The sequence below is a fragment of the Chryseobacterium angstadtii genome (assembly GCF_001045465.1).
Taxonomy (GTDB): Bacteria; Bacteroidota; Bacteroidia; order Flavobacteriales; family Weeksellaceae; genus Chryseobacterium; species Chryseobacterium angstadtii.
Window position 1 is genome coordinate 36,992 of sequence record NZ_LFND01000008.1, and the last position, 22,862, is coordinate 59,853.

Here is a 22,862-nt window from a genome sequence, read left to right on the forward strand (position 1 = left end):
TTCTATTTTCTTTAGCATATTTTTTGACCCGAAAAGTCTATATGGACAGAAAGAAATTCATTAAAACAGGCATTCTTGCCGTATCAGGCTTTTATTTTCTCAATTCCAATCTGTTTCAGGCCATGCAGCCTCAAACCGGCAGGAAAGACATTACGACGAGAGAAACTCCGATCATCATTATCGGAAGCGGCTACGGAGGTGCTGTTTCTGCCCTGCGTCTGTGTGAGGTCGGAAAAAAAGTAGTGATGCTTGAAATGGGTCTCAACTGGGAGAAATCGGGAATTCCTTTTTCCAGTATGCTGAAACCCGGGAAAAGTTCGGCATGGCTCAAAAAGAAAACGATTGCCCCGTTTATGAATATTTTTTCTTTAACTCCTTTTACCGGAGCATTGGACAGGATGAATTTCGAGCATATCAATATCTGGGTAGGCAGAGGCGTGGGTGGAGGTTCCCTGGTGAACGGCGGAATGGCGGTTACCCCAAAACAGAGCTATTTTAAAGAGGTTTTTCCTGATCTGGATGCTGAAAAATTTTACACGACTTATTTTCCCTTAGTTCATCAGGAACTGAAAGTGAATGTCATCGGTGAACAGTTTCTAAAAGAATGTCCTTATTATCAGTTTACAAGAGTTGGTGAAGAGGAAGCCCATAAAGCAGGTTTTAAAACAATAAGGGTTCCGAATGTCTACGATTTTCAGTACATGGAAAAGGAATACAGAAATGAAGTTCCCCGCTCTGCTCTTAATATGGAAGTGATCTACGGAAACAATCACGGCAAGAACAGTCTGGATAAAACCTATCTCAAAAAAGCTTTGGAAACAGGGAATCTTGAAATTCTGGACCTTCACCGTGTTGAAGACATTCAGCTGAATCATGATAAAACCTATACTTTAAATGTCCGGGAAACGGATACTTCAGGAGCTGTAATTTCGGATAAGGTATTTCAATGTAAAAAACTGATCCTTGCCGCAGGAACTATGGGAACTCTGAAGCTGCTCCTGCATTCCAATGCTGTTAATCAATTTCCGGTTCATGAACAGATCGGGAAAAACTGGGGCAATAACGGAAATTTTATGACAGGAAGAAACTGGGTAAAACCTCTTTCCGGCGGAACCGGATCCAAACAGTCCACTATTCCTGTTGGCGGTATAGATAACTGGGATGATGCAGAACATCCTTTTTTCACGGAAATCGCTCCTCTTCCGATGGGAATGGATGTGGCAACAGCGCTCTATCTGCTGATCAACAGAGTAGACAAAAAAGGTGAAGTTTCGTATCATGTCGGGACTCAAGATCTCCACCTGGACTGGACTCCCGAAAACACAGTCAAAATGAAGCAAAACGCCGATTATTTCGTCAAAAAAATGAATAAGGCAAATGGTGGAACGAGGAGCCATTTCTTATTCCATAACGGCTTTGGGGCCGATGTGTGTTATCATCCACTGGGAGGCTGTGTATTGGGAAAAGCAACCAACGAATTCGGGAAATTAAGAGATCATGAAAATCTGTATGTTTTAGACGGTTCTCTGATTCCGGGAACAATTGGCGTTAATCCTTTTATGACCATTACCGCCATTGCGGAATACTGTATTGAAAACTTAATCAGACAGAATGAGTTTGCCTAAGCCTGAGGCATCGATTTCACCTCATCTAAGTAGATCCTTATATCATCTTCCAGTTTTTGGGGATATTCGAAGCTGAGTTTTCCGGCCAAAGCTGTCCCAAGCTCATGCACAAGATCCGCAAACGCAAACAGAGCACGCCAGTTATCTTCTATCTCGCTTCCTGGGAAGGTAGCTTCTACTTTTACCCAGAGTTCTGCGGGCAGATATTTTTTGAAAAGCCGTCCGTGTTTATTGGTGGTTATATTTTTCCAGCCATGAAGACCGGCAATATACCATTCGATGAGAGGAACCAGATAATCTGTCCTGATTACATTTTCGGACATGAATTTAGCATAAAACAAATCGCCGCGTTTAAGGCATTTTGCCACGTAAGTAGTATCCCACCAGAAATCATTCATCAATTGCCTGAACTTCTGCTCCGTCGGCTGATGAATCATGATGGACTGATAGGTTGGCGGTTTTAAATCTTTAGTCAGATTATCTTTATCAACCAGAACTTTATATCCAACATCCCAGTCTTCAGGAAGGGTTTCCTCCTGAATTTCTTTGATAAATGCTGATTTATGATAGAGTTTAAAATCAACCTTTACATGATCGGTATACAGTACCATTTTCATGGCGTTTACTCCTTCAAAACAGGTATCATCTTCCTCTACCATAGAAATCACCTCACCAAAAAGGTAGATCCATTCTTTACCGGTCTCATACTTTTCTTTATTTTCAAATACCAGCTCTACATCAAGGTCGCTGAAATCATCTACCGGCGCATAAGGATTAACGAGTGAACTGGTTAACAGCACGGCACGAACATCGGGATTATTTTCTGCCCAATTGATGATCTGTTCCAGTTTTTCCCTGCGCGCTTTCATGACTAATATGATTCTGAGATTTTTACGCGATAAACATCCAGAGAATTTCTTTTGATGGACTCTACAAAGAAACCGCCTTCTTCAGGAATGACTTCTTTCAAATCAAAACTTTTACAATCTCTCGGCAGACCGGAAAAGACTAAAGTGAACCAGAAATCCTGCATAAACGGAACAGCTGTCCAATTGGGATAAATTGTAATATTCTCTGCATGAATCAGCTTACTTTTGTGTTCAGACTGATTATCCAGCAGATATGTAGAATTCCAGATCCTGATCAGATTTCCCAAAAATGGTGATGCAGGAAAACAACAGTGTACAATAACCTGTTTTTCCTCTTCTATTTTGGTCTGAAGAGATTCCAGAAGCTCTTTGGCGATAATGGGTTTTACGAGTATTTCTTCTACCTCCATGAATGATGAGTAATGGGTGATGAATGATGAGTAATGGTGGGTGTGGGTAGTGAACAGTGAATTGTCAATGGTGAATTTTTAATTTTGGCTCTGATAATTCATTTTTTCACTTGCGAAGCAAAATTGACAATTCACCATTGACTTATTAATTTTGAGTCAAAAATCTCAAAAGTCTGATATCTAAGATCTGAAGTCTAAACTCCCTATTCACTTGCGAAGCAAAATTCACAACTCACCATTCACTCTTTTAATATTCCAATTCCAGTTTTTCCTTAGTATAATTTCTAAGCTTTTCTGTAAGTTCCGGATTATGGGTCAATTTTTGTCCGTAAGAAGGAACCATTTCCAGCAACTTCTCTCTCCACTCGCCCTGCAGTTTTTCTGGAAAACACTTTTCGAGAACGTTCAGCATGGCATACACCGCTGTGGAAGCACCGGGAGAAGCTCCCAGCAATGATGCGATGGTGCCGCTTTTGTTGACAACCACTTCGGTTCCGAATTCCAGCTTACCCCCATCTTTTTCGTCTTTTTTAATGATCTGTACTCTTTGTCCGGCTACTTTCAGTTCCCAATCTTCCTCATTGGCATCTTTGATAAATTCTCTGAGGTGCTGCATTCTTTGGGATTTCGTCATCGCCACCTGCTGAATTAAATATTTGGTAAGAGGAAGATTATGCCACCAGGCTCCGAATAGTGATTTTAAATTTTTTGTATTGACACTTTCAGGCAGATCAAGATAGCTTCCTTCTTTCAGGAATTTTGTGGAAAACCCTGCAAAAGGGCCGAAAAGAAGAGCTTTCTTCCCATCAATGATTCTAAGATCCAGATGCGGAACAGACATGGGCGGTGCATCTACCGTAGCCTGAGTATATACTTTCGCATGGTGCTTCTCTACCAGCTCCTGATTATGACTTACCAGCCACTGCCCTGAAACAGGGAAACCTCCATAGCCCTCGCTTTCTTTAATATCTGAACTGTCTAAAAGCGGAAGCGCATAACCTCCGGCACCGATAAACACGAAATCTGCAACAACTTCCTGTTTGTGATTGTGGATCCTGTCTTTTATTTTCATCTCCCATTTTCCATCTTCTCTTGGGTCTATATCTTTTACCTCGTGGTATAAAAACACTTCTACATTGGAATCTTCAAGTAAATGTCTTCCCATCTTCCGGGTCAGGGTCCCGAAGTTCACGTCTGTCCCCATATCCATTTTGGTAGCGGCCATTACTTCGGACGGGTTCCTTTTGCTCATCACCAAAGGAATCCATTCTTTAAGTTTCTCGTGGTCGGTAGAATATTCCATCCCGGAGAATAAAACGGATGCTGACATTTTCTGGTGACGTTTTCTAAGATATTCCGCTTCTTTATCTCCGAATACCAGACTCATATGCGGGCATGAATTGATAAAGTCTTTAGGATCTTTTACGTATCCTTTTGTAATGAGATAGGCCCAAAACTGTTTTGAGATTTCAAATTGTTCTGCAATGGTTTCCGCTTTGCTGATATCTACGGTTCCGTCCGGATTCTCATGGGTATAATTAAGTTCACAAAAGGCAGAATGTCCTGTTCCGGCATTGTTCCAAGCTGCGGTACTTTCCTTTGCAAACCTGCCAAGCCTTTCAAATATGGCGATTTCCAGATTGGGATCAAATTCGTGCAGCAGTGTTGCTAAAGTGGCGCTCATGATTCCGCCGCCTATCAGTACAACGTCATATTTTGGTTTCGGTGTTCTGCTTGTAAGCGATTGTGACATAATTCAAAATTTTACTTCAAATTTCGGTAAAAAGTTTTATAAATAAGGATGCGTTTAGTGATTTTAACATGATAATTTTTAGGGTGAAAAGAATGCGCAATACGCCTGAGGTTTAATCATTCTCATTATTTTTTCTTTCTTTTTGACTCCATTTTAAAATCTAACATGAAATGAAAAAAATTTACCCATAAAGGATAATTAACGAAACTTATTTTTAATCATCAATTGATACAAAAAATAAAGCTAAAGCAAAATATACTCTATTTTATATCTTTCAATCCGATATAATCCAGTATTTCTTTGATTTATTTAATAATACATATTAATATTTAATAATTCCAATTATAGTGATTTAATTTTTAGGAAATTATAAGTTCAGATAAGTATGTTATATAAAATCCCTCTACAACAATTATTTAGTGCATAGTATTTTTTCAACAAGCAGTGAGAAAGTACAAATAATTAATATAAAATTCATATTAAATTAAAAAACCAAGCAATATTTAACATAATTAATGATAGAAAAATAAATAAACACATTATTTTTTTCTGTAATTTAGTGTGAAATTAATGTTTTCCCCAATTGCATTTAATTTAAATTATTCCGTTAAAACATATTACAGATGAAAATTATCAACTTTATTGGTGTATTTTTCGCGACAACGGCCATAGCCCAAAGCGGAAATGTAGGGATTAATACGTCCACACCTGATCCCAGCGCAATTTTGCATATTGAAAATTTCACAGGAACACCGGCTGTTGCTACAGCTACAGTATCAGGAGGTGCTGTCACGGGTGTTACCTTAACAAACGGAGGAAGTGGCTATACTTCCCCTCCCACCGTTAACTTCTACGCAGGAGGCTCTATTGTGAACGGAGGAACAAAAGCCAGAGCCACCGCAACAGTTTCAGGAGGCGTCGTCACCGGAATTACAATTAATAACGGAGGAACCGGCTATACCAGCGCTCCCACTGTTACTGTATCCGGAGGAAACAAAGGTCTTCTTTTTCCGAATCTCAATATCGCTAACCTGAGCAGTACTACTTCACCCGTAGCCTCCCCTGCCAATGGGCTTATAGGCTATAATGGAGGAAGCAATACCAATAATAAAACCCTGCATTTTTTCAATGGAACCACCAGCCAGTGGCAAAGTACCATAGATGCTGAAGACACTCCAAAAGTAGCCTATCTGGATTTTACGGGCAGCCTATCTCTGCTGGATAACGTTTCTGCGGGTGGCAGTTCTTTGTTAATTGTAAACCCTCCTGCTATTTCCGGGGTTTCAAACATCAATGGTTTTAAAATAATGCTGAATACATTATCAGGTGGCTATTCTTTGATTCTTCCTCAGGGAAATTATCTGGTAGAAGTGAACCTCAACCTGAATTCACCACCGGAGAGTCCTGCCGGACAGGGAGGTACAGCACCACTTACGGGCAGTAGTTATTATTTGATGGGGTATTTTATAGATTTTTATAATGATGGCTATAACAATTCTACCAATACTTTTACGCCTGTGATTAATTCCAGGAAGGAAGTTCCAATTGTTTCCATGCTCAATACCAATCACCTTGCTACCTGGTCATATTACTACAGTGTACCTGCCAATGCCGATGCCAGCATCATCGGAGGCCTGAGAATGATGCTGGGAAGAATGCAGAACAGCACATTCTACGATCTGGTGAATGTAATGCCGACAGGGTCTTATATTAAAATTTCTAAGCTTTAAAAAACACACTTTATGAAAAGAAGTTTCATCCTGCTATTCTTATCAATAGCTCACATTATATATGCACAAGTTGCTATAGGCAAAACTACAGTCAATAGTTCCGCAGTTTTAGAAGTCTCCGAGTCTAACAACAAAGGGGTTTTGCTACCAAGAGTGGATATTGTAGATGTACTGAGCAGTACAAGCCCCATCAACAATCCTACAGACGGACTTTTAGTATACAACAAGGGAAACTCCATCAGCCCGGGTCTCTATTTATGGAAGAACGACCGCTGGAATCAGATTTCAGACACGTACAACCTGGTAAGCTATATGATCCTGCAGAGAAATCTGGATTATACGATTTTGGGAGGTTTTGCCAACGGAACTTTTAAAAACTTCAATGATGCTGCATTTACCGTTATTTCCAACGACATCGGAGCTTCTTACAATACTGTTTCAGGGGTTATTACCCTTCCCGGAAATAGTGGTTATCTGGTGAATGTATGCCTTAATATCAGAACTGCACTTGAAAGTACAACATTGGGAATCGGCGGTACACCTGTGCATCTGCATCAGTATCTGATAAAACTCATAGATCCGGTAAGCGGAACACAGTATGGAAAAACGATCAGCTTAAATGCACAGTCGATAGCGAGTAACAAAACCCATACGCTTAATCTGAGCTTTTCTTTTGTAACGACTTCCACTACCCCTATTACCCTTCTGCCCTCTATTGCTCATGATGCGGGAGGAACCTACCAGTCAGGATCAGGTGGTACCGCTCCGAATAATGGAGAAATCATCATTACGAATGCAAAGGTTGATATTCAACGATCTGCACTTAACCAATAACACGAAAAAAATGAAAAAATTTATTTATATATTCTGTATGGCTGCTTTTTTATTAAGCATGTCTGTAAAATCACAAGTTGGTATCAATACTAACACACCTAATGCAAGCAGTGTTCTGCAAATTAATGCTTCGGATAAAGGGGTTCTTTTCCCACAGTATGACCTTACCGTATTGAACAGTACTTCTACTCCTATCGCTAATCCGGCAGACGGATTGATGATCTTTAATAAAGGAGGAGTCTCTATTTATCCGAGAGGGTATTATGTATGGATCAGAAATCAGTGGCAGAGGGTAATTCTTGCAGGTTCTGAACCTCAGACCATGTCCCTGCTTATCAGTCCTTCGGCATTAATTCCGGCTAACAGTACCAATAATACGCTTACAGGATTCGCGGTAGCCGCCAATAAAATTACAGGCGCCTCGCTGGGCTCTGATACTTCTACTATCACGCTGCCTGCCGGAACCTATATCGTGCGGTATTCTGTAGATACGAGTAATGCGGGAAATAATTCAGGTCCTGCCAATACACAGTACTTATCCCAGAACTTCACCTGTACGCGTTCTTATCTGATCAATTCCATAACCAGTACAACCATCACGGAAGTCAACAGAATGTGCCAGCTGTCCAGTTCTTTTACTTTTTTCCAGGGAACTTATTTTTTAGTACTGGCTGTTCCCACAACGATAAGACAGAAGTTTGAATTTGATACGGGCAACGGATTTACGGCCAGTAATCTGAATGTAAGGTCTTCCTTTACCCTTGTGATTACGAAAATGAGTCAATAAAAAAACTTAAACCTTTTCAGATCTAAGTTTTTATTATTTTTTATACAACAAGGTTTTAACATGTAAAGCCTTGTTTTTTTTAATTCAGCTTTGCCGTTAATTTTTTAAACTGTTTCTCTGCATTTTTTCCTTCATAAAGAATAGCGTAGACCGTATCGATGATGGGAAGTTTAAGTTGCTTTTGCTTAGCCGTTTTGTAGATAGAATCTGCGGCATAATATCCTTCCGCCACCATGTTCATAGACTGGATCGCAGATTTTACGGTATAGCCTTTCCCGATAAGGTTTCCTAAGCTCCGGTTTCTTGAGAAAAGAGAGTAAGCCGTCACCAGAAGGTCACCCAGATAAGCACTTTCATTTACATCTCTCGGTGCTTCATATACGGCTTCAAGGAAGGTCTCCATTTCGCGGATCGCATTGGAAACAAAAACGGCCGTGAAGTTGTCACCATATCCAAGCCCGCTGGCAATCCCTGCACCAATCGCGAAAATGTTTTTAAGAATGGCACTGTACTCATTTCCTAAAATATCTTTGCTGGAATGTACTTTGATAAAATCTGAACTGAAAATTTCTTCCAGTTTTTCAGAGGTTTCGTCTTCCACTGTGGCAATTGTAAGATAGGAAAGTCTTTCCATCGCTACTTCTTCGGCATGACAAGGCCCTGCAATAACTGCCTGATTTCTGAAGCCAATTTTAAATTCGTCTCTAAGATAATGAGCTACCACATCATTCACTTTAGGAATAATTCCCTTAATTGCAGAAACAAATATTTTATCTCCGTATTCGCAGGTCATTTTATCCATGGTATCGGACAGATAAATGGAAGGTGTAGCCAGAACAATGACATCGCAGGCGGAAACCAGTTCATTAATATCGGTTGTCAGTTTCAGACTTTTAAGATTAAAGGTCGCTGCTGTAAGGTAAGATGGATTGTGCCCGCGAAGCTCTATCGCTCCTTTTACAAATTCACTTCTTACACACCAGTGCACTACTTTACAGTTTTCAACCAGCATTTTTACGATAGCAGTCGCAAAACTTCCGCTCCCTACTACCCCTACAGAAATATCCTTTTTATTCTTTTTTGGATTCGAAGATTCTGAAATTATTTTCTTTTTAGCCATAATTGGAATGTGAACTGCAAATATATTAAAACAAAGACGGAACAGAGACTCCGGGGCTATGATTAAACCCACTTTCTGAAAAAATTAACACATGAACACAATTAAATATCTAATTAGACGTTAAATACAGAAATAAGTAAGTTTTATTTAAAAATATTCGTCAAAGCTTATTTTTAATTAAATTTGCAGGCTTGAAACCGTTTTGTAATATACTAAGAAAAGAAATATGAAGAAATTTCTAAACAGCAAGAAGAACGTAAATATTCTCCTGGGAGGACTTTTGCTAGTAGTTTTTGCCCAAGCTGTCTTAATCGCCAGATTATTTTCTGAAAAGGACGACAAGTTGTACGAAGTAAACCTTGTGAAAATAAACACCGAAAAAGACAGTGTAGATTATTTAAAAATGAAAACAGATCTTACTTTGGTGGATCAGAGTGTAGCTCAGCTTAATTCATTCCTGAGATCCAAAGACATCACCAACGAAAAGCTGATGATCCTCAGCAAAGACAGTATCTCCAATTCTATTTATCTCGCCAAACAAGCCAACCGCTACAGCCAGTACCTGATGAATCTTCAGAAAAAACTGATGGAAGTTCCTCTGGGAATGCCTACCGACGGCTATATCTCCTCTAATTTTGGCATCAGAAAAAATCCAATTCCTTTTAAAACCGTATTTGCTTCTGTAAAACCAAGTGCCGCCGCAGAATCTAAACCAGTCGCTGCCGCCGCCCCAAAACCCGAAGTAAAGGCTGAGCCTGTTGAAAAGATCATTGAATTGACAGACAGCTACGGAAATAAAAGAGAGGTTAAAGTAATGGTAACTCCTAAAGCTGCTCCGGCCGCTCCGGCACCCTCTCCTGCTGCCACTTCAACGAAGTCTGTTGCTGGCAATACAGCTACTAAAGTACCTATGGAAAAGAACAATCCGCCTGCTGAAGCTGACCAGATGCAGTTTCATAAAGGGCTGGACATTGCTGTAGCCTATGGTTCCGATGTGAGAGCTGCTGCTGCAGGAACTGTAATATTCTCCGGCCAGAAAGGAGGTTATGGAAACTGTGTCATCGTTTCTCACGGAAACGGACTTGCTACACTTTACGGACATTTATCTCAATTGGTTTCTAAAGTGAATGATAAGGTAAAAGTAGGGCAGGTTATTGCCAAGTCCGGAAATTCCGGGCGTTCTACAGGGCCGCATCTGCATTACGAAGTACACAAAAACAATACTCCGGTGAACCCGAAACTGTTTATGAATTTATAATACAAAATGGCTGTCTATCTGAGACGGCCATTTTTTATGTAAGAATATCTATGTATTCTTAGAAAACTGCGGGAAACGAAAAACATCAACCACAAAAGTCACAAAAGTTTTTAACACACATGTTATTTTTTAAGTTAAATATATTAAACCTATAAAGTGCACTAAAGTTTTATGAAAATCTTTGATTTTCTGCTTATGTGATCTTATTATTTTTCAGGATGATAAAACTTTTGAAACTAAAGTTATCTAAAGTATTTAAAACAATAAGCTTGTGTAACTTTTGTGGTTGAAATAATTTAAGAGCGGGGGCTTCGAGAACCTCAGCCCCCAGAAATTTTTGTCATCAATGATCTTGTTATCGGAAAATCCCCTGTATTATTAATAAAAAAACTGCTATCTAATAACAGCAGTTTTTTATTTATTTCAGAATCTTTAGAGTTCCTTTCAGGTGAGTGAACGATCCGTTAGGTTCTGCAATATTGGTATAAATGATATTTTTGTTATAATCCTGAACATGGGTAACATTGGAACCCAGCTTAGGTTCATGCCAGTACACCATAAAAATATTCTTTGCGATTTCCACCGCTGTATACTGCACTGTGTCTGTATTTCCTTTTACATTTCCGGAAATTCCGGTGAAAGACATCTCTTTATTGTCTTTGAAATTCAGAAGGAATTTAAATGTTCCGAAATCAACTTCCACTTTATTTCCGATAGCCAGATAAGATGATTTCAGATCCCAGTTCATTTCTCCAAAGAAAACTTTAGCTCCCATTTCCAGTTCATTTTTTCCGGGAAGATCAGGATATTTTTTCACCATAAAATCTACTACAGCGGAAGATGTTTTATTGTCGGTAACCGCTTTTTTATAGTTTTCCAGATAGTTTTTAACGAAATCAAGAGACTGAGGCGATAACGTCTGCCTTGCAAAATGCGAAGGAACTACCTGCTCCGGATGTAAAGCTTTCATTGCATCAATCTGCCCGATCCATTGATCAATTGCTTTTACATTCTGTGTATCTGCCATCCAGATATGAGAATCCACGGAAACGGAAATACCGCCTGCCACAGTTTTCAGAGAAGGGATCCATACAAAACTGTGAGCAGGATCTTCAGCATTCTGCTTAATTTCAATTTTGTTACCTTCAAGATCAGGAATTACGGATACCGCTTCCGGAATAATAATCTCTGAAGGCGCATCTTCTTTCAGCTGAGGCTTCCATACCGCCATTTTATCGTCTTTGGAGGCCGAAATAAGATAAGCTGTCTGCGCCGTTGAAATAATTTTTGCCTGAGGAAATGCTTTTCTGATCACATCCAGCCCGAAATAAAAATCAGGATCGCTGTGGGAAATAAAAACGGTTTTCAGATTTTTTCCTGTTGCTTTGATCTCTTTTACCAGCTGTTCTGCATATTGTTTCTGGAACTACGCATCAATAAGAATCGCGTCTTTATCTCCATAAATAATGGTAGAAGTAATGGGAAAAATAGCTTTTGGACCCGGGTTGTAGACTTTAATTTTTAAGTTTCCTGCGAACAGGATACTCACCAACCCAAGCAACATCATCAGGGATAATAATTTCTTTTTTAACATTTTTTCTTTTTTAGTGAATTAGTAAGCGGCTGTAAAGCGTTCGCGGATATGGTTATTCTGTTCCAGTTCGTCTACCAGTACAGCGGCTACATCTTCTACAGAAAGGCGGCTTCTTCCGTTTTCGTCAAAAACAGGAGTTTCCAGGGAAGTTCTGTATTTCCCGGTTCTTTCTCCTACATTGGCCTGATTCATTTCGATGGCAGGGCTGAAGAAAGTCCAGTCAAGGGTTTTGTTTTCTTTAATTTTGTTTAAATAATCTCTTGCTGCCGTTGCTCCCGGCTTATACGCTTCAGGGAAATCCGGAGTATCCACAATCTGTACGTTGTCCGGAGTATAAAGACTTCCAGCCCCTCCTACTACGATCAGTCTTTTCACCCCTGACTGTTCTACTGCTTTTTCAATATTAATGGAACCGTTCAGGAAATCATTATAAAGATTAGGATTCGTCCATCCCGCATTGAAGGCACTGATTACGGCATCACTTCCTTTCAGAGCCGCTGCCAGCTCGTCTGTATTGTTTACATCAACGCTTTTTGCCGTGATATTTTCTTTTGATTCCACTTTAGAAGCATCTCTTACCAAAGCTTCTACCGCATAACCTCTTTGTGCCAATTCGTTTACTACCTGTGTTCCTACAAAACCGGTTGCACCGATTACTGATACTTTTTTCATAATATTTTATTTTAAAATTAAATTGTAATAAATTTTGTTACACTTATAGATAAAAAAATTTTATCCAAACTGATCGCTGAATTCCTGTAATGATTTAACACCTAAAAACTGAATTACCAGCTGATCTGTTTCTTCAAATAATGTATTTAAATGAACATTCACCTCTTTTCCAACGCTACATGCCGGATTGGGATTCAAATTTTTCTTCCCTAAAACATCGGTATTCTTAACGGATCTGTAAATTTCCGAAATACTGATCTGATCTGCATTTTTTGAAAGCTGTGTTCCACCCTCTTTTCCCTGTCTGCTTACAATAAGACCAGCTTCTCTCAATACGCTTAATTCTTTCCGGACAATTACAGGATTTACATTGATGCTACCCGCAATCCATTCAGAAGTGAGCCACTCCTGAGGACTTTTCGCCAATAAGGTCATAATATGTATTGCCGTAGCAAATCTTGTATTGTTCATTATAATTACACTGCAAAGATAAATTAATTTTTTAATGTAACAATTTTTATTACAGTTAAATTTTCTTAAAGGATCAATTTATCTAAATCCAACAGCAGATAATTGATATTCTGATTGATAGTTCGAGTCGCGGATTGCATCTGGTTGAGCATTGCGGCACGGTTATGCAGATCATCAGCTCTGTAGAAACCTCCGTCACTGAAAATCACAGACTGGTCCGCATCTGCTTTTATATCATCAAACTGGTAATGAAGCCATCGTTCCCTCATGCTACTGATGATGGAATGCTGCTCTTTATTGGAAAACTTTTTCTCGGTGTACATATACCAGATAAACGGCGGAAAATTCGGGGATTCCAGTTTTTCTCTCCAAATGTCTCTCAAAAGATTTCGCTGATGAATAAATTCTACCTTCTTCCCTTTCGGATTGAGTGTGGCAAGTCCGAAACCTGCTCCCAAAACCCCTCCGCTGATATCAACGGCATTGCTCCAGCCTCCATCTTTTATAATCCCGCCTGCAATGGATGCCGCAGCCCCGGTTACAATAGAAAGCAGAATCAGTTTATTATTTTTGGAGTCATTGAGATTATCTACATAATTCCCGATCTGTGCTACTCTTTCGCCTTCACAGTCAAATTCTGCAGCTACGGCATCCAGCTCGGTAAGTGCAATCGTGATTTTACTGTTGATTTTACCTTTAAGCTGTAATACTTTCACCTGTGATGCAATAGAAGAGTCTTTTTTAAGATCTACAATTTTGTGGACTTCATCAAGATTATCAAGGGCATTGAGAATCAAAATACTCTGATCCGAAAACATGCCCCTCAGCTCCTGATTCGCTGCCAAAATAGAATCTGAGTTGTAAGACGGAATTCTGTTGCTGTAATTATATTTAAACGGAGCTTTACAGTAGCTGTCTTTAAGGGTAAGAATATTCTGCTTGATAGCCTGGTTCTTTTTGGAAACACACGAGGCCAGCAGGATGGATACTGCAAAAAAGTAAAAGAGTTTTTTCATTCAGTTTATATTTTTGCTTTGGGTAATATTTTTGGTCATCGTAAAGGCTACAGCTTTGCAGAAAACCTTAGATTATTCGATTAAAAAAGATTCAAATCATTTTTACCCTTTGTAATTAATCCACACGAATATAGTACAAATAAAAAAAATTACCCGGATTCGGGTAATTTTTTAAGCTATTTTTAATCAGGATTATTTTATACCTAACAATTCAACCTCAAAAACGAGTGTAGAGTTAGGTCCTATTTCCTTACTGATCTGCTGATCTCCATAGGCCAAATGTGGTGGAAGAATCAATCTCCACTTGCTTCCTACAGGCATTAGCTGAAGCGCTTCAGTCCATCCTTTAATTACTTTGTTCAAAGGAAAAGATGCCGGAGTTCCTCTTTTTACTGAACTGTCGAACACTTTACCGGAAATCGTAGTTCCGTGGTAATGGCATTTCACAGTGGATTTCGGTCCCGGCTTTTCTCCGTCTCCTTCGGTAATGATTTCGTACTGCAGTCCGCTTGGCAACTGTACCACACTTTCTCTCTTACCGTATTCTTCCATATATTCCTTACCATCGTTAAGGTTCTTTTCAGCCAGTTCTTTTTTCTTTTTAAATAACATATCTGCTACTCCCATGTTGATATTTTTTACAAAGATAGGTGTTTTTGAGAAGATGGAAGTGGGAAGCCAGAAGATGGGAGGTATGGAGTATGAGATACGAGATACGGGATGCGAGGTATAATGCTTAATTAAAAAATAAGAAATCAATTTATAAACCTTTCAATTAAGGGGTAAATCAGGAATTCTTCCTTCTTCAGACTCTCCTCTTCCATTCTTTACGGTAAAACACAGACTAACAGCGACTTTAGGTTTCAAATATCCCTCTACCCCCTTCTATCACTCAAAATTCAAATAACATTAATACTGCGTTAACGTGGATTCAGAAACTTGGCGTTATAATTGAATTTAAAAACTAAATGCCACAACCACTAAAATATAATAAGAAATTTGATGAGCTTCATGAAGAGGAAAAAAAACTTCTTGAAATCAACAAAAAATCAATTGCGGATTTCGTTGAACAATCATCTTCCATAAGCGATGTCAATTATGCTACGAGAAATGCTCATGCAAAAACATATGCTGTAACGGAGGGGACATTTTTTACCGATAAAAATATTCCTGAAGAGCTTCTGCCTTTTTTTGACCGCGAAAAGTTTGATCTTACCATAAGGCTTTCCAATGCTCAGCTGAAAATTAAGAATAGTCAAAGGGATATTCCCGCCTATGGATTTGCCGTGAAAATAAAGGATGAAAAAGGCGGATTGATTGCTAATTTCCCTCTCGTGAATTTCCCTTTATTTCCTACGAATTCAGTCTCTCATTTCCTGAAACTGTTTACTGCTTTAAACTTGTTTTATATGAATAAATGGAGCAGTTTCTTTTCACTGGCCATCCAGGCGATGAAAGTGATTCCTAATATCTGTACCCTTTCTTTTATCCGGAATATTGTCAGACTTATAAAAAAAAGAAATGATTTTATACTGTCTTTTGATTATCATTCCGTAGGTGCGTACCGTCTCGGAGATTATATGATGAAAATAAAACTGGTTCCTCATTCTGTAGATAAAAAACCGGGCAGAAAATTAAAGATGAAAGCAGCTTTGAAAAGTTATTTCCAGAATCACGATTATACTGCCGATGTCTTCATACAGCTTTGTTATGATCTGAAAAATCAGCCCATCAATAAATTGAATGTAGAATGGAAAGATTCACCATTTATCCGGATCGGGGAAGTGAAAATTAATAAGGGAGCGTTGCCTGATGCCAATACCTGTCACAATGAATTATTATCATTCAATCCGTTTGAAAGTAAGATTTTTTTCCAGCCTGTGGGGAAGATCCAGAAGCTTCGTGATGAGGCTTACAAGGTTTCTGTACAGACGAGGAGAAAGATTAATAAGCTGCTGCACGGGAAGAGTATTGAGTTGTAAGTTACTGTTTAGAATAATGATTATCCATTCGCTTCTAACTGTATTGATTTGATCTTTAAATTTCTTTTATTTATCGCAAAGAGAGACAAAGATTTTTTATTTTTAGGGATGCTTTTAAAGATAAACAAAGCCACTTCGTTTATTAAAGTAATACAAAGTGTATTTGAGATAAACCAAGAAAATCATTTAAATAAAATACAAAAAAGCTCCTGAAAGTTATATTTCAGGAGCTTATATTTCAATAGATGATTTTTGATTATTCTTCTAATTTCTCTTTTTCCTCTTCTTCTTTTTCAGGGAAAATAATGGAAATAAGAACAGAAAGTACCAATACCCCTCCTACAATTCCTAATGAAACCGGGGACGGAATATGAATCCATGGTGCAATAAGCATTTTAACCCCAATAAAGGAAAGGATAATCGCCAATCCGTACGGAAGTTTGCTGAACATATGGATAAAATTCGCCAACAGGAAATATAAAGATCTTAATCCTAAGATCGCAAAAATGTTTGATGTATAAAGGATAAATGGATCATTAGAGATCGCAAAAATTGCAGGAATAGAGTCTACCGCGAAAAGTACGTCGGTAAATTCAATTACTCCAACTACAACCAAAAGCGGTGTAGCCATTTTGATTCCGTTCTGTACCGTGAAGAATTTATCCCCGTCATAATTATCGGAAACTTTCCAGAAGCTTTTAATCAATCTGGCTCCGGCGGTGTTGCTGTAGTCTTCATCGTCATCATCTCCTCCGTCACCCCAGGATTTAATTCCGGCATAGACAAGGAACAGACCGAATAGGGTCATTACCACGTTGATTTTTACAGCTTCTCCGAAGATATTCATTTCAGGAAGATAGGTCAGGTTGATCAACCCTACCCCCGCAAAGATAAATATCGCTCTGAAGATCAGTGCTCCGATAATTCCCCAGAAGAGAACTTTGTGATGAAGATATTTCGGAACTTTAAAGAACCCGAAAACAAGGATGAATACGAATAAGTTATCCACAGAGAGGGCCTTTTCGATCCAGTAGGCTGCTTGATATTGTGTAAATTTCTCTACCGCTACAGCATGGCTTTCCGGACTTCCGTCTGTATTGAAAACCCAATACACGACTCCTGAAAATACCATGGATAATGAAATCCATACGATAGACCAGATGGTAGCCTCTTTGGAAGATACTTCATGGCTTTTTTTGTTGAATACTCCCAAATCCAGGAGCAGCATGATAACTACCGTTACCGCAAATCCCCAGACCAGGCCCGGGTGTAATTCTAAAATACTTTGATGTTCCACTTCAGTTTATGTTATTATATGATAAAAGCAATAGATGTACGGCGTGTACAAATATTGCTAATTTTTAATGTTTTTATTTGATATCAATTTTTTATAAATAAGTTTTGGCTAAAGCCTGTAAAATTATTCATTTTTTTTGAATGAACCTAAGCCATTCTCATTGAATATCTATTGATTACAAATAATTGGCCTGAACAGTCTGTACCGTCTGCTCCAATTTTCTGTCTGAAGTAGGATCTCCGATGGCGTTGAACTTCCATTCACCGTTTCTCTTGTAGAAAACTCCCATTACCATAGCCACGTGACCTTTGAAAGAAGCGTCATTCGCGATATCATATTTAGCGAAAACCTCTCTTACATTGGTAGGGGTTCCTTCATAAATACGGATAGAAGCAAAAGGAATGGTTCCGAAATCCTGGCCCTGGTAGCTGTTCAGTACCAATGCAACGTGTTCTACATTGGGTTCCAGCTGGCTGAAATCTACTGTGATCACTTCATTGTCCAATCCGTCATCTCCATTAACGTCTCCTGTAAGATCGTCTCCGCTATGTTTTACAGAACCGTTTCTTGATTTCAGGTTTCCGAAATAGATTACTTCCGTAACGTTTTTGTTTGAGTCATATAAAATACAGCTTCCATCTAAGTCCACTGCTTCTTTCTTAGTTCCGAAAAGTCCTTTTTTCTCGATTGCTCCCCAGTTGATTCCTACACAGGCTTGTGTAAGTTCCGTACCGTTTTCCTTTTTCAGGTTAATTCTTTGACCTTTTTGTAAGTTAATAGCCATCTTTTTATGTTTAGTATTGTTGGTTGTTATTTTTTTAAAGGCGAAGAAGGCAAAGGAAGCAGGTAAGTTTATAAAAATCTTAGTCTTCTTTTGCTTTACAAGCTTTCAGCCTTTAATTATTGTTCAAATTCAAATTAAGCATTGCACGCAGAATATTTGTTTCTTCATCGAAATCGAATATTTTGCTCATAATATCTATATTTTCGAGATTTTTGAGATAATCCTTCAGTACGTTTTCCACTTCGGCAGGAATACTTCGTTTCCTTTCATTCATGGAATTTTCCAGCAGCTCATTTTTAATTTTCAGCTGATTGATAATGGAAGTCTGATTGGACTGGTTCTCTGAAATATCCAGTTTTTCAAGATCACCGTCAAACAGATAGAGTTTTTTGTCATCGATGCCAAAAATAAAATAGTCATCAGACTGAAATATCTTGAAAAGCTCATATTCATAGGTCCCTATGAGATAACCGCAGACAAACCGTACTTTAAAACTCTGAATATTCAGCCGCCCCAGAAGTTTCCTTTCTATAGTATAATCTCTATACTGATAGGCTGGAAAAGGTTTGGGTTTAAGCTGTTCTTCATCTGCATTGGTCCTGTAGAATTCCTGTCCGTATTTTTTGTGGAAATACAGAACATTATTCCAGTCTGCCGTAAAAATATCTTCCGTAAGATCTTTGTAGAGCTTTTTCAGATGTTGGGAAAATATACCGCTGTACATCTTCCGGTCGGTCTCAAAACTGTCTACCCGTCTTTCCTCAAAACCTTCAATATATTTAGTATTGACGTCAATTTCATTAATCACAGCCAGCATATCGTTTTCCTTCTGCCGTTTTATTTTGGTAAGAAGTTCTACGAGGCTGTCGGTATACTGCAGGTGGAAAAGTTCCAGCTTATTGTAGTCCAGCGCCTTATTTTCCTGAAATAAATTATGGATAATATCTGTTTTGATGTAAATAGATATGATATCAATATGTTCAAAAAAATTAGCAAGAAGTTTAAGCTTGGTTAATCTTCTTTTGCTCTGAGATAATATGGTTGCTGCGTCATCCCCCACCTTGGTATTCTGTTAATTAACCTCTGACGTTTGCTTTTAATTCGTGCTCCAATGTCTGAAGATCCTGATCCAGTTTTCTTCTGTTTTCTGCTCCCTGTTTCTGGATCTGTTTCACTTCATTCAATGTGTTGATCAGCATTGAAGTTGTTTCTCTCAAGGTTTCTACAGATACGATAGTCTGCTCGTTCGCTCTCGCTACATTTACGGAATTCTGACCCAGACGTTCTGCATTTTTCTTCAGAATAGCTTCCGTAGTGGAAGATACTTTCTGCTGAATTTCAATATTCTGCTGCTGTCTGTACATCGCTACGGCCAGTGAAAGCTGATTTTTCCAAACCGGAAGTGTTGTGGTAAGGATGGTCTGTGCTTTTTCAGCGATAGAAACGTTGTTATTCTGTACCAGTCTGATCTGCGGAAGTGACTGCATCATGATGATACGCACCACTTTAAGATCAGCCATTCTTCTGTCTAATCTGGCGATAAAATCTCTCTTATCTGCGATCTGATAATCCTGATAAGTCTGCGGATCAGCTTCCATTTGGGCTAATTCTCCGGCAGCTCTTTCCATTCTTACATTTCCTGCGATGACCAATTCTTCAATAGCTTTGATGGAATTCACATTGCTTTCGAAAATAGTCTGAAGAACCGCATTATCTTTCGTAGAAGTAATGATTCCCGCGTTTACTTTATAAGCAATCTGCTCGATATTGTTGATGATCTTGTCGTATTTAGCAAACAGATTTTCCACCTGCGTCATGATCTTTTTCATGAACGGAAGCTTGCTGAAGAAACTTTTTACTTTATTGCTGTTCAGTTCTTCAACGTCTACGTAATTAAGCTCTACCAAAAGATCATTGATAAGTACTCCAACTTCTCCGGAGTTCGACCTTCTTACGTTTCCTAAAAAGCTGTCACTCTGATTGGATAAAGTTTTCTGAAGTTCTGCTCCATAATTTACGATAGAACCCGGATTGGTCTCATCTATGGAATTGGCAAGAAGCTCATATTTCTTACGCTCCTCAGTCTGTAACTGAGTAAGATTTACATTTCCTTCTCTGTCTACAAGAACCGCCGGTGCTGTATTTTGTACAGGCTGGCCCGGTGGCGGAGCCATAGGAGTAGGTTCGAATGTTTTCAGAGGTTCAATGGACCCCATTGGATCTATTGGTTGATTTTCCTGATTATCCATAATTATTTTTGATAAATTGATACGAATTTGTCAAGGCCGTCTCTCTGTCCTGCCCCAACAGCTTCAAATTTCCATTCTCCGTTTCTGTTGTAGATTCTTCCGAATTCTACAGCCGTTTCAATAGAGAAATCTTCGTCTAATTCATATTTCAGAATTTCTTCGTTGGTATCTGAATTAAAAATTCTGATGAAAGAATTTCTTACCTGTCCGAAGTTCTGTTTTCTTGCGTCAGCATCGTGGATGGTTACCACAACTGTAATTTCCTGGATGGCAGAATCAATTTTTGTAAGATCTATTTTGATCTGCTCATCATCTCCTGAACCTTCTCCTGTAAGGTTATCTCCTGTGTGAATCACCGATTTGTCCGGAGATTCTAAATTATTATAGAAAATAAAATGATTGTCTGATACTAATTTCTTGTCATCACCCAGCAAAAACAAAGATGCGTCAAGGTCAAAAGCGGTACCTGTAGAAGTATTATTGATGTCCCATCCTAAACCTACAGTAAATTTAGGTGCGTTAATGTTTTCTCTCTGTCCTTTTTGTAAGTTAATAGCCATAATATAATTCCGTTTGTGTTAAAGTATTGATGTTATTTTCGTATTCTTTTATTAAATGATAATTGTTGCTGATTGCCAGCTCGAGAAGCAGATCCATCTGCTCCTTTTTTACTTTAGACGTAAGATAATCAAAATTACCTGAATCCAGGCCTAAAATATATTTTACAATCCTTGTATTAAATTCAAAACTAGCCTTTCCCATTACTTCCGCGATATGGTGAATATTTTTCACTGCATAATAATTGAAGAAATTTTCAATCTTCGGATCAAGATCAAAGTTCATCAGTTCTGCATAATACAGGAACATAAAGTCGGCTTCCACATTATATTCGTTCAAAATCCGGTTCACGGTATATTCGTGGCTGCCTGTGATTTTTATATCGTCTATAAAAATACAAAGTTTTCCGCGTAAAAAGTCCTTATCAATGTAATAAGTATCATTGGCGATGAGATTTTTGCGGTCTTCGAAATTGAGGTTGCCATAATCCGTGATATAGGTATGGTTACGGTTGATCTTGGATAAAATACTGGATCTCATTCCTTTCTGAAATAAATACATATCCAAATGCTTTTTAAAGAAAAAACATAGAAAATTAGAAGCTGTAGGAATAGCCATATAAGGGCTTGGCAGAACTACAATCTCCTGTTCTGTATTGAAAAGCTCTGCATGTTTTGCAATGAAGCCGTCGAATAATTCTTTTGCAAATTTTTCAGCATACGACTTATCGCCATACTTAAAATAGCTGTATTCCGCGGGCGAAAAAGTGAATTCATCCGCCGAATGAATGTGGTGTAAGCTGTATCTTTTATTCATATCCGTTTAATGTTTAAGTAGGTGTGCGCTGAAACCAAAATCTTTTGCTCCTTTATAATCTGCCACCGGATTGTCTCCAATATGAAGAACCCGGTGCATGGGAAGCTCCTGATCTCTGAGGTTATTTTTTACTTCCTGGAAAATAAGAGGATTGGGTTTGGAGATATTCACTTCATCTGAATAAATATGAAAATCTATATATTGGTCCAGCTCTTCTTCAATCAGAAATTTCCTCATGGTTCGTCCTTTAATAAATCCTGTATTACTCAGAATATTAACGGTCTTTCCCTGATTTTTGATCTGATCTAAAAAGTCTTTTATATTTTCGAAAATCACAACAGGCTTGTATTCTAAAAACAGTTCTTCGCTTTTCAGATAAAACCGTTCTAATTTTCCCTTATCTAATTGTTTTACATCTACATTCAATGCACCCAGAATAAGCAGGTACATTTCAAAAGTATCTATATTCCCTCCTGTAACCTCATTAATCGTATTGCATAAATCATCGTAATATTTTACAGTTTTCGCAACTTCTTCAATCGGTTTATCAATATCAAAAAACGAGGAGAACAGCCCCACTCTTTTTGCTTTAAATTCAGGATGAGATTTGATTAGGGTAAGCCACAAGTCAAAAGAAAAATGACAGTGGTTGTGAATGTCGATATCTGTTTTCAATAGTTTTAAGTTAAAAGTTTTATTTAGCTTTCTTGAAAAAGATTTAAAATTATTTAATCATCAACAAGTGTTTAACTGGGTATTCTTCCCAAAGATAAAATTTTTCTCAGAAATGCATTACGTACTTCTCTGTTTTAAGAAATTTTTATGAATTTTCACCGCTTTTTTCTGCCGCGTTGCCCTCAGCTTAACAATTTGTTTAAATTCATGAGTCAAAAAATTATTTGAAAAAAATTGGGAGAATTAAAAAAAATATTTAATTTCGCAACCGATTAAAAATCAGCAATGTCAACAAAAATGATAAATATAATAACTTTAAGTAACCCTGTGAGAGCTGTGTACTCTGGCAGCACTAAATATTT

At 38.3% G+C, this 22,862-nt stretch carries 23 protein-coding genes; 6 read left to right on the plus strand and 17 right to left on the minus strand.

Going from position 1 to position 22,862, the window contains the following annotated elements; genetic code table 11:
• Positions 1-41 precede the first annotated feature (41 nt).
• Positions 42-1,625, plus strand: coding sequence for a GMC family oxidoreductase N-terminal domain-containing protein (locus tag ACM46_RS21215; RefSeq protein ID WP_048508691.1), 1,584 nt, complete (start codon positions 42-44; stop codon positions 1,623-1,625).
• Here ACM46_RS21215 and ACM46_RS21220 read toward each other — a convergent pair.
• From ACM46_RS21220 to mqo, 3 genes are all read right to left on the minus strand, one after another.
• Positions 1,622-2,494 carry an AadS family aminoglycoside 6-adenylyltransferase gene (locus ACM46_RS21220; protein WP_048508692.1) on the minus strand — a complete coding sequence of 291 codons (873 nt, stop codon included), beginning with the start codon at positions 2,492-2,494 and terminating at the stop codon, positions 1,622-1,624. The two genes, ACM46_RS21215 and ACM46_RS21220, sit on opposite strands and share 4 nt — an antisense overlap.
• Positions 2,495-2,496: 2 nt before the next feature.
• Complete coding sequence (locus tag ACM46_RS21225; protein WP_048508693.1) at positions 2,497-2,904, minus strand: hypothetical protein; 408 nt, start codon at positions 2,902-2,904, stop codon at positions 2,497-2,499.
• Between the two features lie 247 nt (positions 2,905-3,151).
• Complete coding sequence (mqo, locus tag ACM46_RS21230; protein ID WP_048508694.1) at positions 3,152-4,657, minus strand: malate dehydrogenase (quinone); 1,506 nt, start codon at positions 4,655-4,657, stop codon at positions 3,152-3,154.
• Between the two features lie 623 nt (positions 4,658-5,280).
• Here mqo and ACM46_RS21235 point away from each other — a divergent pair.
• From ACM46_RS21235 to ACM46_RS21245, 3 genes are read left to right on the plus strand one after another with little or no spacing between them, the layout of a single operon-like run.
• The gene (locus ACM46_RS21235) at positions 5,281-6,387 is read left to right on the plus strand and encodes a hypothetical protein (RefSeq protein WP_048508695.1); all 1,107 of its coding nucleotides are present in this window, start codon (positions 5,281-5,283) and stop codon (positions 6,385-6,387) included.
• A 12-nt stretch (positions 6,388-6,399) separates the two neighbouring features.
• Complete coding sequence (locus ACM46_RS21240; RefSeq protein ID WP_131707645.1) at positions 6,400-7,221, plus strand: hypothetical protein; 822 nt, start codon at positions 6,400-6,402, stop codon at positions 7,219-7,221.
• 10 nt (positions 7,222-7,231) lie between these two features.
• Positions 7,232-8,008 (plus strand): hypothetical protein, encoded by a 777-nt coding sequence (locus ACM46_RS21245; protein WP_048508697.1) that lies wholly within the window; start codon positions 7,232-7,234, stop codon positions 8,006-8,008.
• A gap of 79 nt (positions 8,009-8,087) precedes the next feature.
• Here the strand turns inward: ACM46_RS21245 and ACM46_RS21250 are convergent, their stop codons facing one another.
• On the minus strand, positions 8,088-9,128 hold the full coding sequence (locus ACM46_RS21250; protein ID WP_048508698.1) for an NAD(P)H-dependent glycerol-3-phosphate dehydrogenase: 1,041 nt from the start codon (positions 9,126-9,128) through the stop codon (positions 8,088-8,090).
• Positions 9,129-9,354: 226 nt separating this feature from the next.
• Between ACM46_RS21250 and ACM46_RS21255 the strand changes: the two genes are divergently transcribed.
• A complete protein-coding gene (locus ACM46_RS21255; protein WP_083997496.1) occupies positions 9,355-10,386 on the plus strand; it encodes a M23 family metallopeptidase in 1,032 nt (343 codons plus the stop codon).
• Between the two features lie 418 nt (positions 10,387-10,804).
• Here the strand turns inward: ACM46_RS21255 and ACM46_RS21260 are convergent, their stop codons facing one another.
• From ACM46_RS21260 to ACM46_RS21280, 6 genes are all read right to left on the minus strand, one after another.
• Positions 10,805-11,701 (minus strand): MoaF-related domain-containing protein, encoded by an 897-nt coding sequence (locus ACM46_RS21260; RefSeq protein WP_241486068.1) that lies wholly within the window; start codon positions 11,699-11,701, stop codon positions 10,805-10,807.
• 111 nt (positions 11,702-11,812) lie between these two features.
• Positions 11,813-11,980, minus strand: a complete 168-nt coding sequence (locus tag ACM46_RS23735; protein ID WP_241486069.1) for a hypothetical protein — start codon at positions 11,978-11,980, stop codon at positions 11,813-11,815.
• A gap of 18 nt (positions 11,981-11,998) precedes the next feature.
• On the minus strand, positions 11,999-12,652 hold the full coding sequence (locus ACM46_RS21265; RefSeq protein ID WP_048508699.1) for an NAD(P)-dependent oxidoreductase: 654 nt from the start codon (positions 12,650-12,652) through the stop codon (positions 11,999-12,001).
• A gap of 60 nt (positions 12,653-12,712) precedes the next feature.
• Positions 12,713-13,123, minus strand: coding sequence for an Rrf2 family transcriptional regulator (locus ACM46_RS21270; protein WP_048508700.1), 411 nt, complete (start codon positions 13,121-13,123; stop codon positions 12,713-12,715).
• A 65-nt stretch (positions 13,124-13,188) separates the two neighbouring features.
• Positions 13,189-14,139 (minus strand): hypothetical protein, encoded by a 951-nt coding sequence (locus ACM46_RS21275; RefSeq protein WP_048508701.1) that lies wholly within the window; start codon positions 14,137-14,139, stop codon positions 13,189-13,191.
• A 192-nt stretch (positions 14,140-14,331) separates the two neighbouring features.
• Positions 14,332-14,766: a BamJ family beta-barrel-assembly machinery protein gene (locus ACM46_RS21280; RefSeq protein ID WP_083997497.1), complete on the minus strand. Its 435-nt coding sequence runs from the start codon at positions 14,764-14,766 to the stop codon at positions 14,332-14,334.
• A 341-nt stretch (positions 14,767-15,107) separates the two neighbouring features.
• Here ACM46_RS21280 and ACM46_RS21285 point away from each other — a divergent pair, with 341 nt between their 5' ends.
• Complete coding sequence (locus tag ACM46_RS21285) at positions 15,108-16,121, plus strand: catalase family protein (protein ID WP_048508702.1); 1,014 nt, start codon at positions 15,108-15,110, stop codon at positions 16,119-16,121.
• 256 nt (positions 16,122-16,377) lie between these two features.
• On the opposite strand, the gene ACM46_RS21290 is transcribed toward ACM46_RS21285, so the two are convergent.
• The 7 genes from ACM46_RS21290 to ACM46_RS21320 form a co-directional block, all read right to left on the minus strand.
• Positions 16,378-17,418, minus strand: coding sequence for a TerC/Alx family metal homeostasis membrane protein (locus ACM46_RS21290; protein ID WP_048508703.1), 1,041 nt, complete (start codon positions 17,416-17,418; stop codon positions 16,378-16,380).
• Between the two features lie 175 nt (positions 17,419-17,593).
• Complete coding sequence (locus ACM46_RS21295; RefSeq protein ID WP_048508704.1) at positions 17,594-18,202, minus strand: TerD family protein; 609 nt, start codon at positions 18,200-18,202, stop codon at positions 17,594-17,596.
• A 112-nt stretch (positions 18,203-18,314) separates the two neighbouring features.
• Entirely contained in the window at positions 18,315-19,262 is a 948-nt protein-coding gene (locus tag ACM46_RS21300) for a hypothetical protein (RefSeq protein ID WP_048508705.1), read from the minus strand.
• Between the two features lie 16 nt (positions 19,263-19,278).
• Positions 19,279-20,451, minus strand: a complete 1,173-nt coding sequence (locus ACM46_RS21305) for a toxic anion resistance protein (RefSeq protein WP_173426509.1) — start codon at positions 20,449-20,451, stop codon at positions 19,279-19,281.
• A 2-nt stretch (positions 20,452-20,453) separates the two neighbouring features.
• Positions 20,454-21,011: a TerD family protein gene (locus tag ACM46_RS21310; RefSeq protein WP_048508706.1), complete on the minus strand. Its 558-nt coding sequence runs from the start codon at positions 21,009-21,011 to the stop codon at positions 20,454-20,456.
• Entirely contained in the window at positions 21,001-21,825 is an 825-nt protein-coding gene (locus ACM46_RS21315; protein ID WP_048508707.1) for a phosphoribosyltransferase family protein, read from the minus strand. Before ACM46_RS21315 ends, ACM46_RS21310 begins: the two co-directional genes overlap by 11 nt.
• A gap of 6 nt (positions 21,826-21,831) precedes the next feature.
• Positions 21,832-22,500, minus strand: coding sequence for an HAD family hydrolase (locus tag ACM46_RS21320; protein WP_048508708.1), 669 nt, complete (start codon positions 22,498-22,500; stop codon positions 21,832-21,834).
• Positions 22,501-22,862 lie beyond the last annotated feature (362 nt).

What these genes read in the sequence shown, in the direction of transcription:
- ACM46_RS21215 (WP_048508691.1), top strand. Translation starts at nt 42, where the DNA reads ATGGACAGAAAGAAATTCATTAAAACAGGCATTCTTGCCGTATCAGGC.
- ACM46_RS21220 (WP_048508692.1), bottom strand. Translation starts at nt 2,494, where the DNA reads ATGAAAGCGCGCAGGGAAAAACTGGAACAGATCATCAATTGGGCAGAA.
- ACM46_RS21225 (WP_048508693.1), bottom strand. Translation starts at nt 2,904, where the DNA reads ATGGAGGTAGAAGAAATACTCGTAAAACCCATTATCGCCAAAGAGCTT.
- mqo (WP_048508694.1), bottom strand. Translation starts at nt 4,657, where the DNA reads ATGTCACAATCGCTTACAAGCAGAACACCGAAACCAAAATATGACGTT.
- ACM46_RS21235 (WP_048508695.1), top strand. Translation starts at nt 5,281, where the DNA reads ATGAAAATTATCAACTTTATTGGTGTATTTTTCGCGACAACGGCCATA.
- ACM46_RS21240 (WP_131707645.1), top strand. Translation starts at nt 6,400, where the DNA reads ATGAAAAGAAGTTTCATCCTGCTATTCTTATCAATAGCTCACATTATA.
- ACM46_RS21245 (WP_048508697.1), top strand. Translation starts at nt 7,232, where the DNA reads ATGAAAAAATTTATTTATATATTCTGTATGGCTGCTTTTTTATTAAGC.
- ACM46_RS21250 (WP_048508698.1), bottom strand. Translation starts at nt 9,128, where the DNA reads ATGGCTAAAAAGAAAATAATTTCAGAATCTTCGAATCCAAAAAAGAAT.
- ACM46_RS21255 (WP_083997496.1), top strand. Translation starts at nt 9,355, where the DNA reads ATGAAGAAATTTCTAAACAGCAAGAAGAACGTAAATATTCTCCTGGGA.
- ACM46_RS23735 (WP_241486069.1), bottom strand. Translation starts at nt 11,980, where the DNA reads ATGTTAAAAAAGAAATTATTATCCCTGATGATGTTGCTTGGGTTGGTG.
- ACM46_RS21265 (WP_048508699.1), bottom strand. Translation starts at nt 12,652, where the DNA reads ATGAAAAAAGTATCAGTAATCGGTGCAACCGGTTTTGTAGGAACACAG.
- ACM46_RS21270 (WP_048508700.1), bottom strand. Translation starts at nt 13,123, where the DNA reads ATGAACAATACAAGATTTGCTACGGCAATACATATTATGACCTTATTG.
- ACM46_RS21275 (WP_048508701.1), bottom strand. Translation starts at nt 14,139, where the DNA reads ATGAAAAAACTCTTTTACTTTTTTGCAGTATCCATCCTGCTGGCCTCG.
- ACM46_RS21280 (WP_083997497.1), bottom strand. Translation starts at nt 14,766, where the DNA reads ATGGGAGTAGCAGATATGTTATTTAAAAAGAAAAAAGAACTGGCTGAA.
- ACM46_RS21285 (WP_048508702.1), top strand. Translation starts at nt 15,108, where the DNA reads ATGCCACAACCACTAAAATATAATAAGAAATTTGATGAGCTTCATGAA.
- ACM46_RS21295 (WP_048508704.1), bottom strand. Translation starts at nt 18,202, where the DNA reads ATGGCTATTAACTTACAAAAAGGTCAAAGAATTAACCTGAAAAAGGAA.
- ACM46_RS21305 (WP_173426509.1), bottom strand. Translation starts at nt 20,451, where the DNA reads ATGGATAATCAGGAAAATCAACCAATAGATCCAATGGGGTCCATTGAA.
- ACM46_RS21310 (WP_048508706.1), bottom strand. Translation starts at nt 21,011, where the DNA reads ATGGCTATTAACTTACAAAAAGGACAGAGAGAAAACATTAACGCACCT.
- ACM46_RS21315 (WP_048508707.1), bottom strand. Translation starts at nt 21,825, where the DNA reads ATGAATAAAAGATACAGCTTACACCACATTCATTCGGCGGATGAATTC.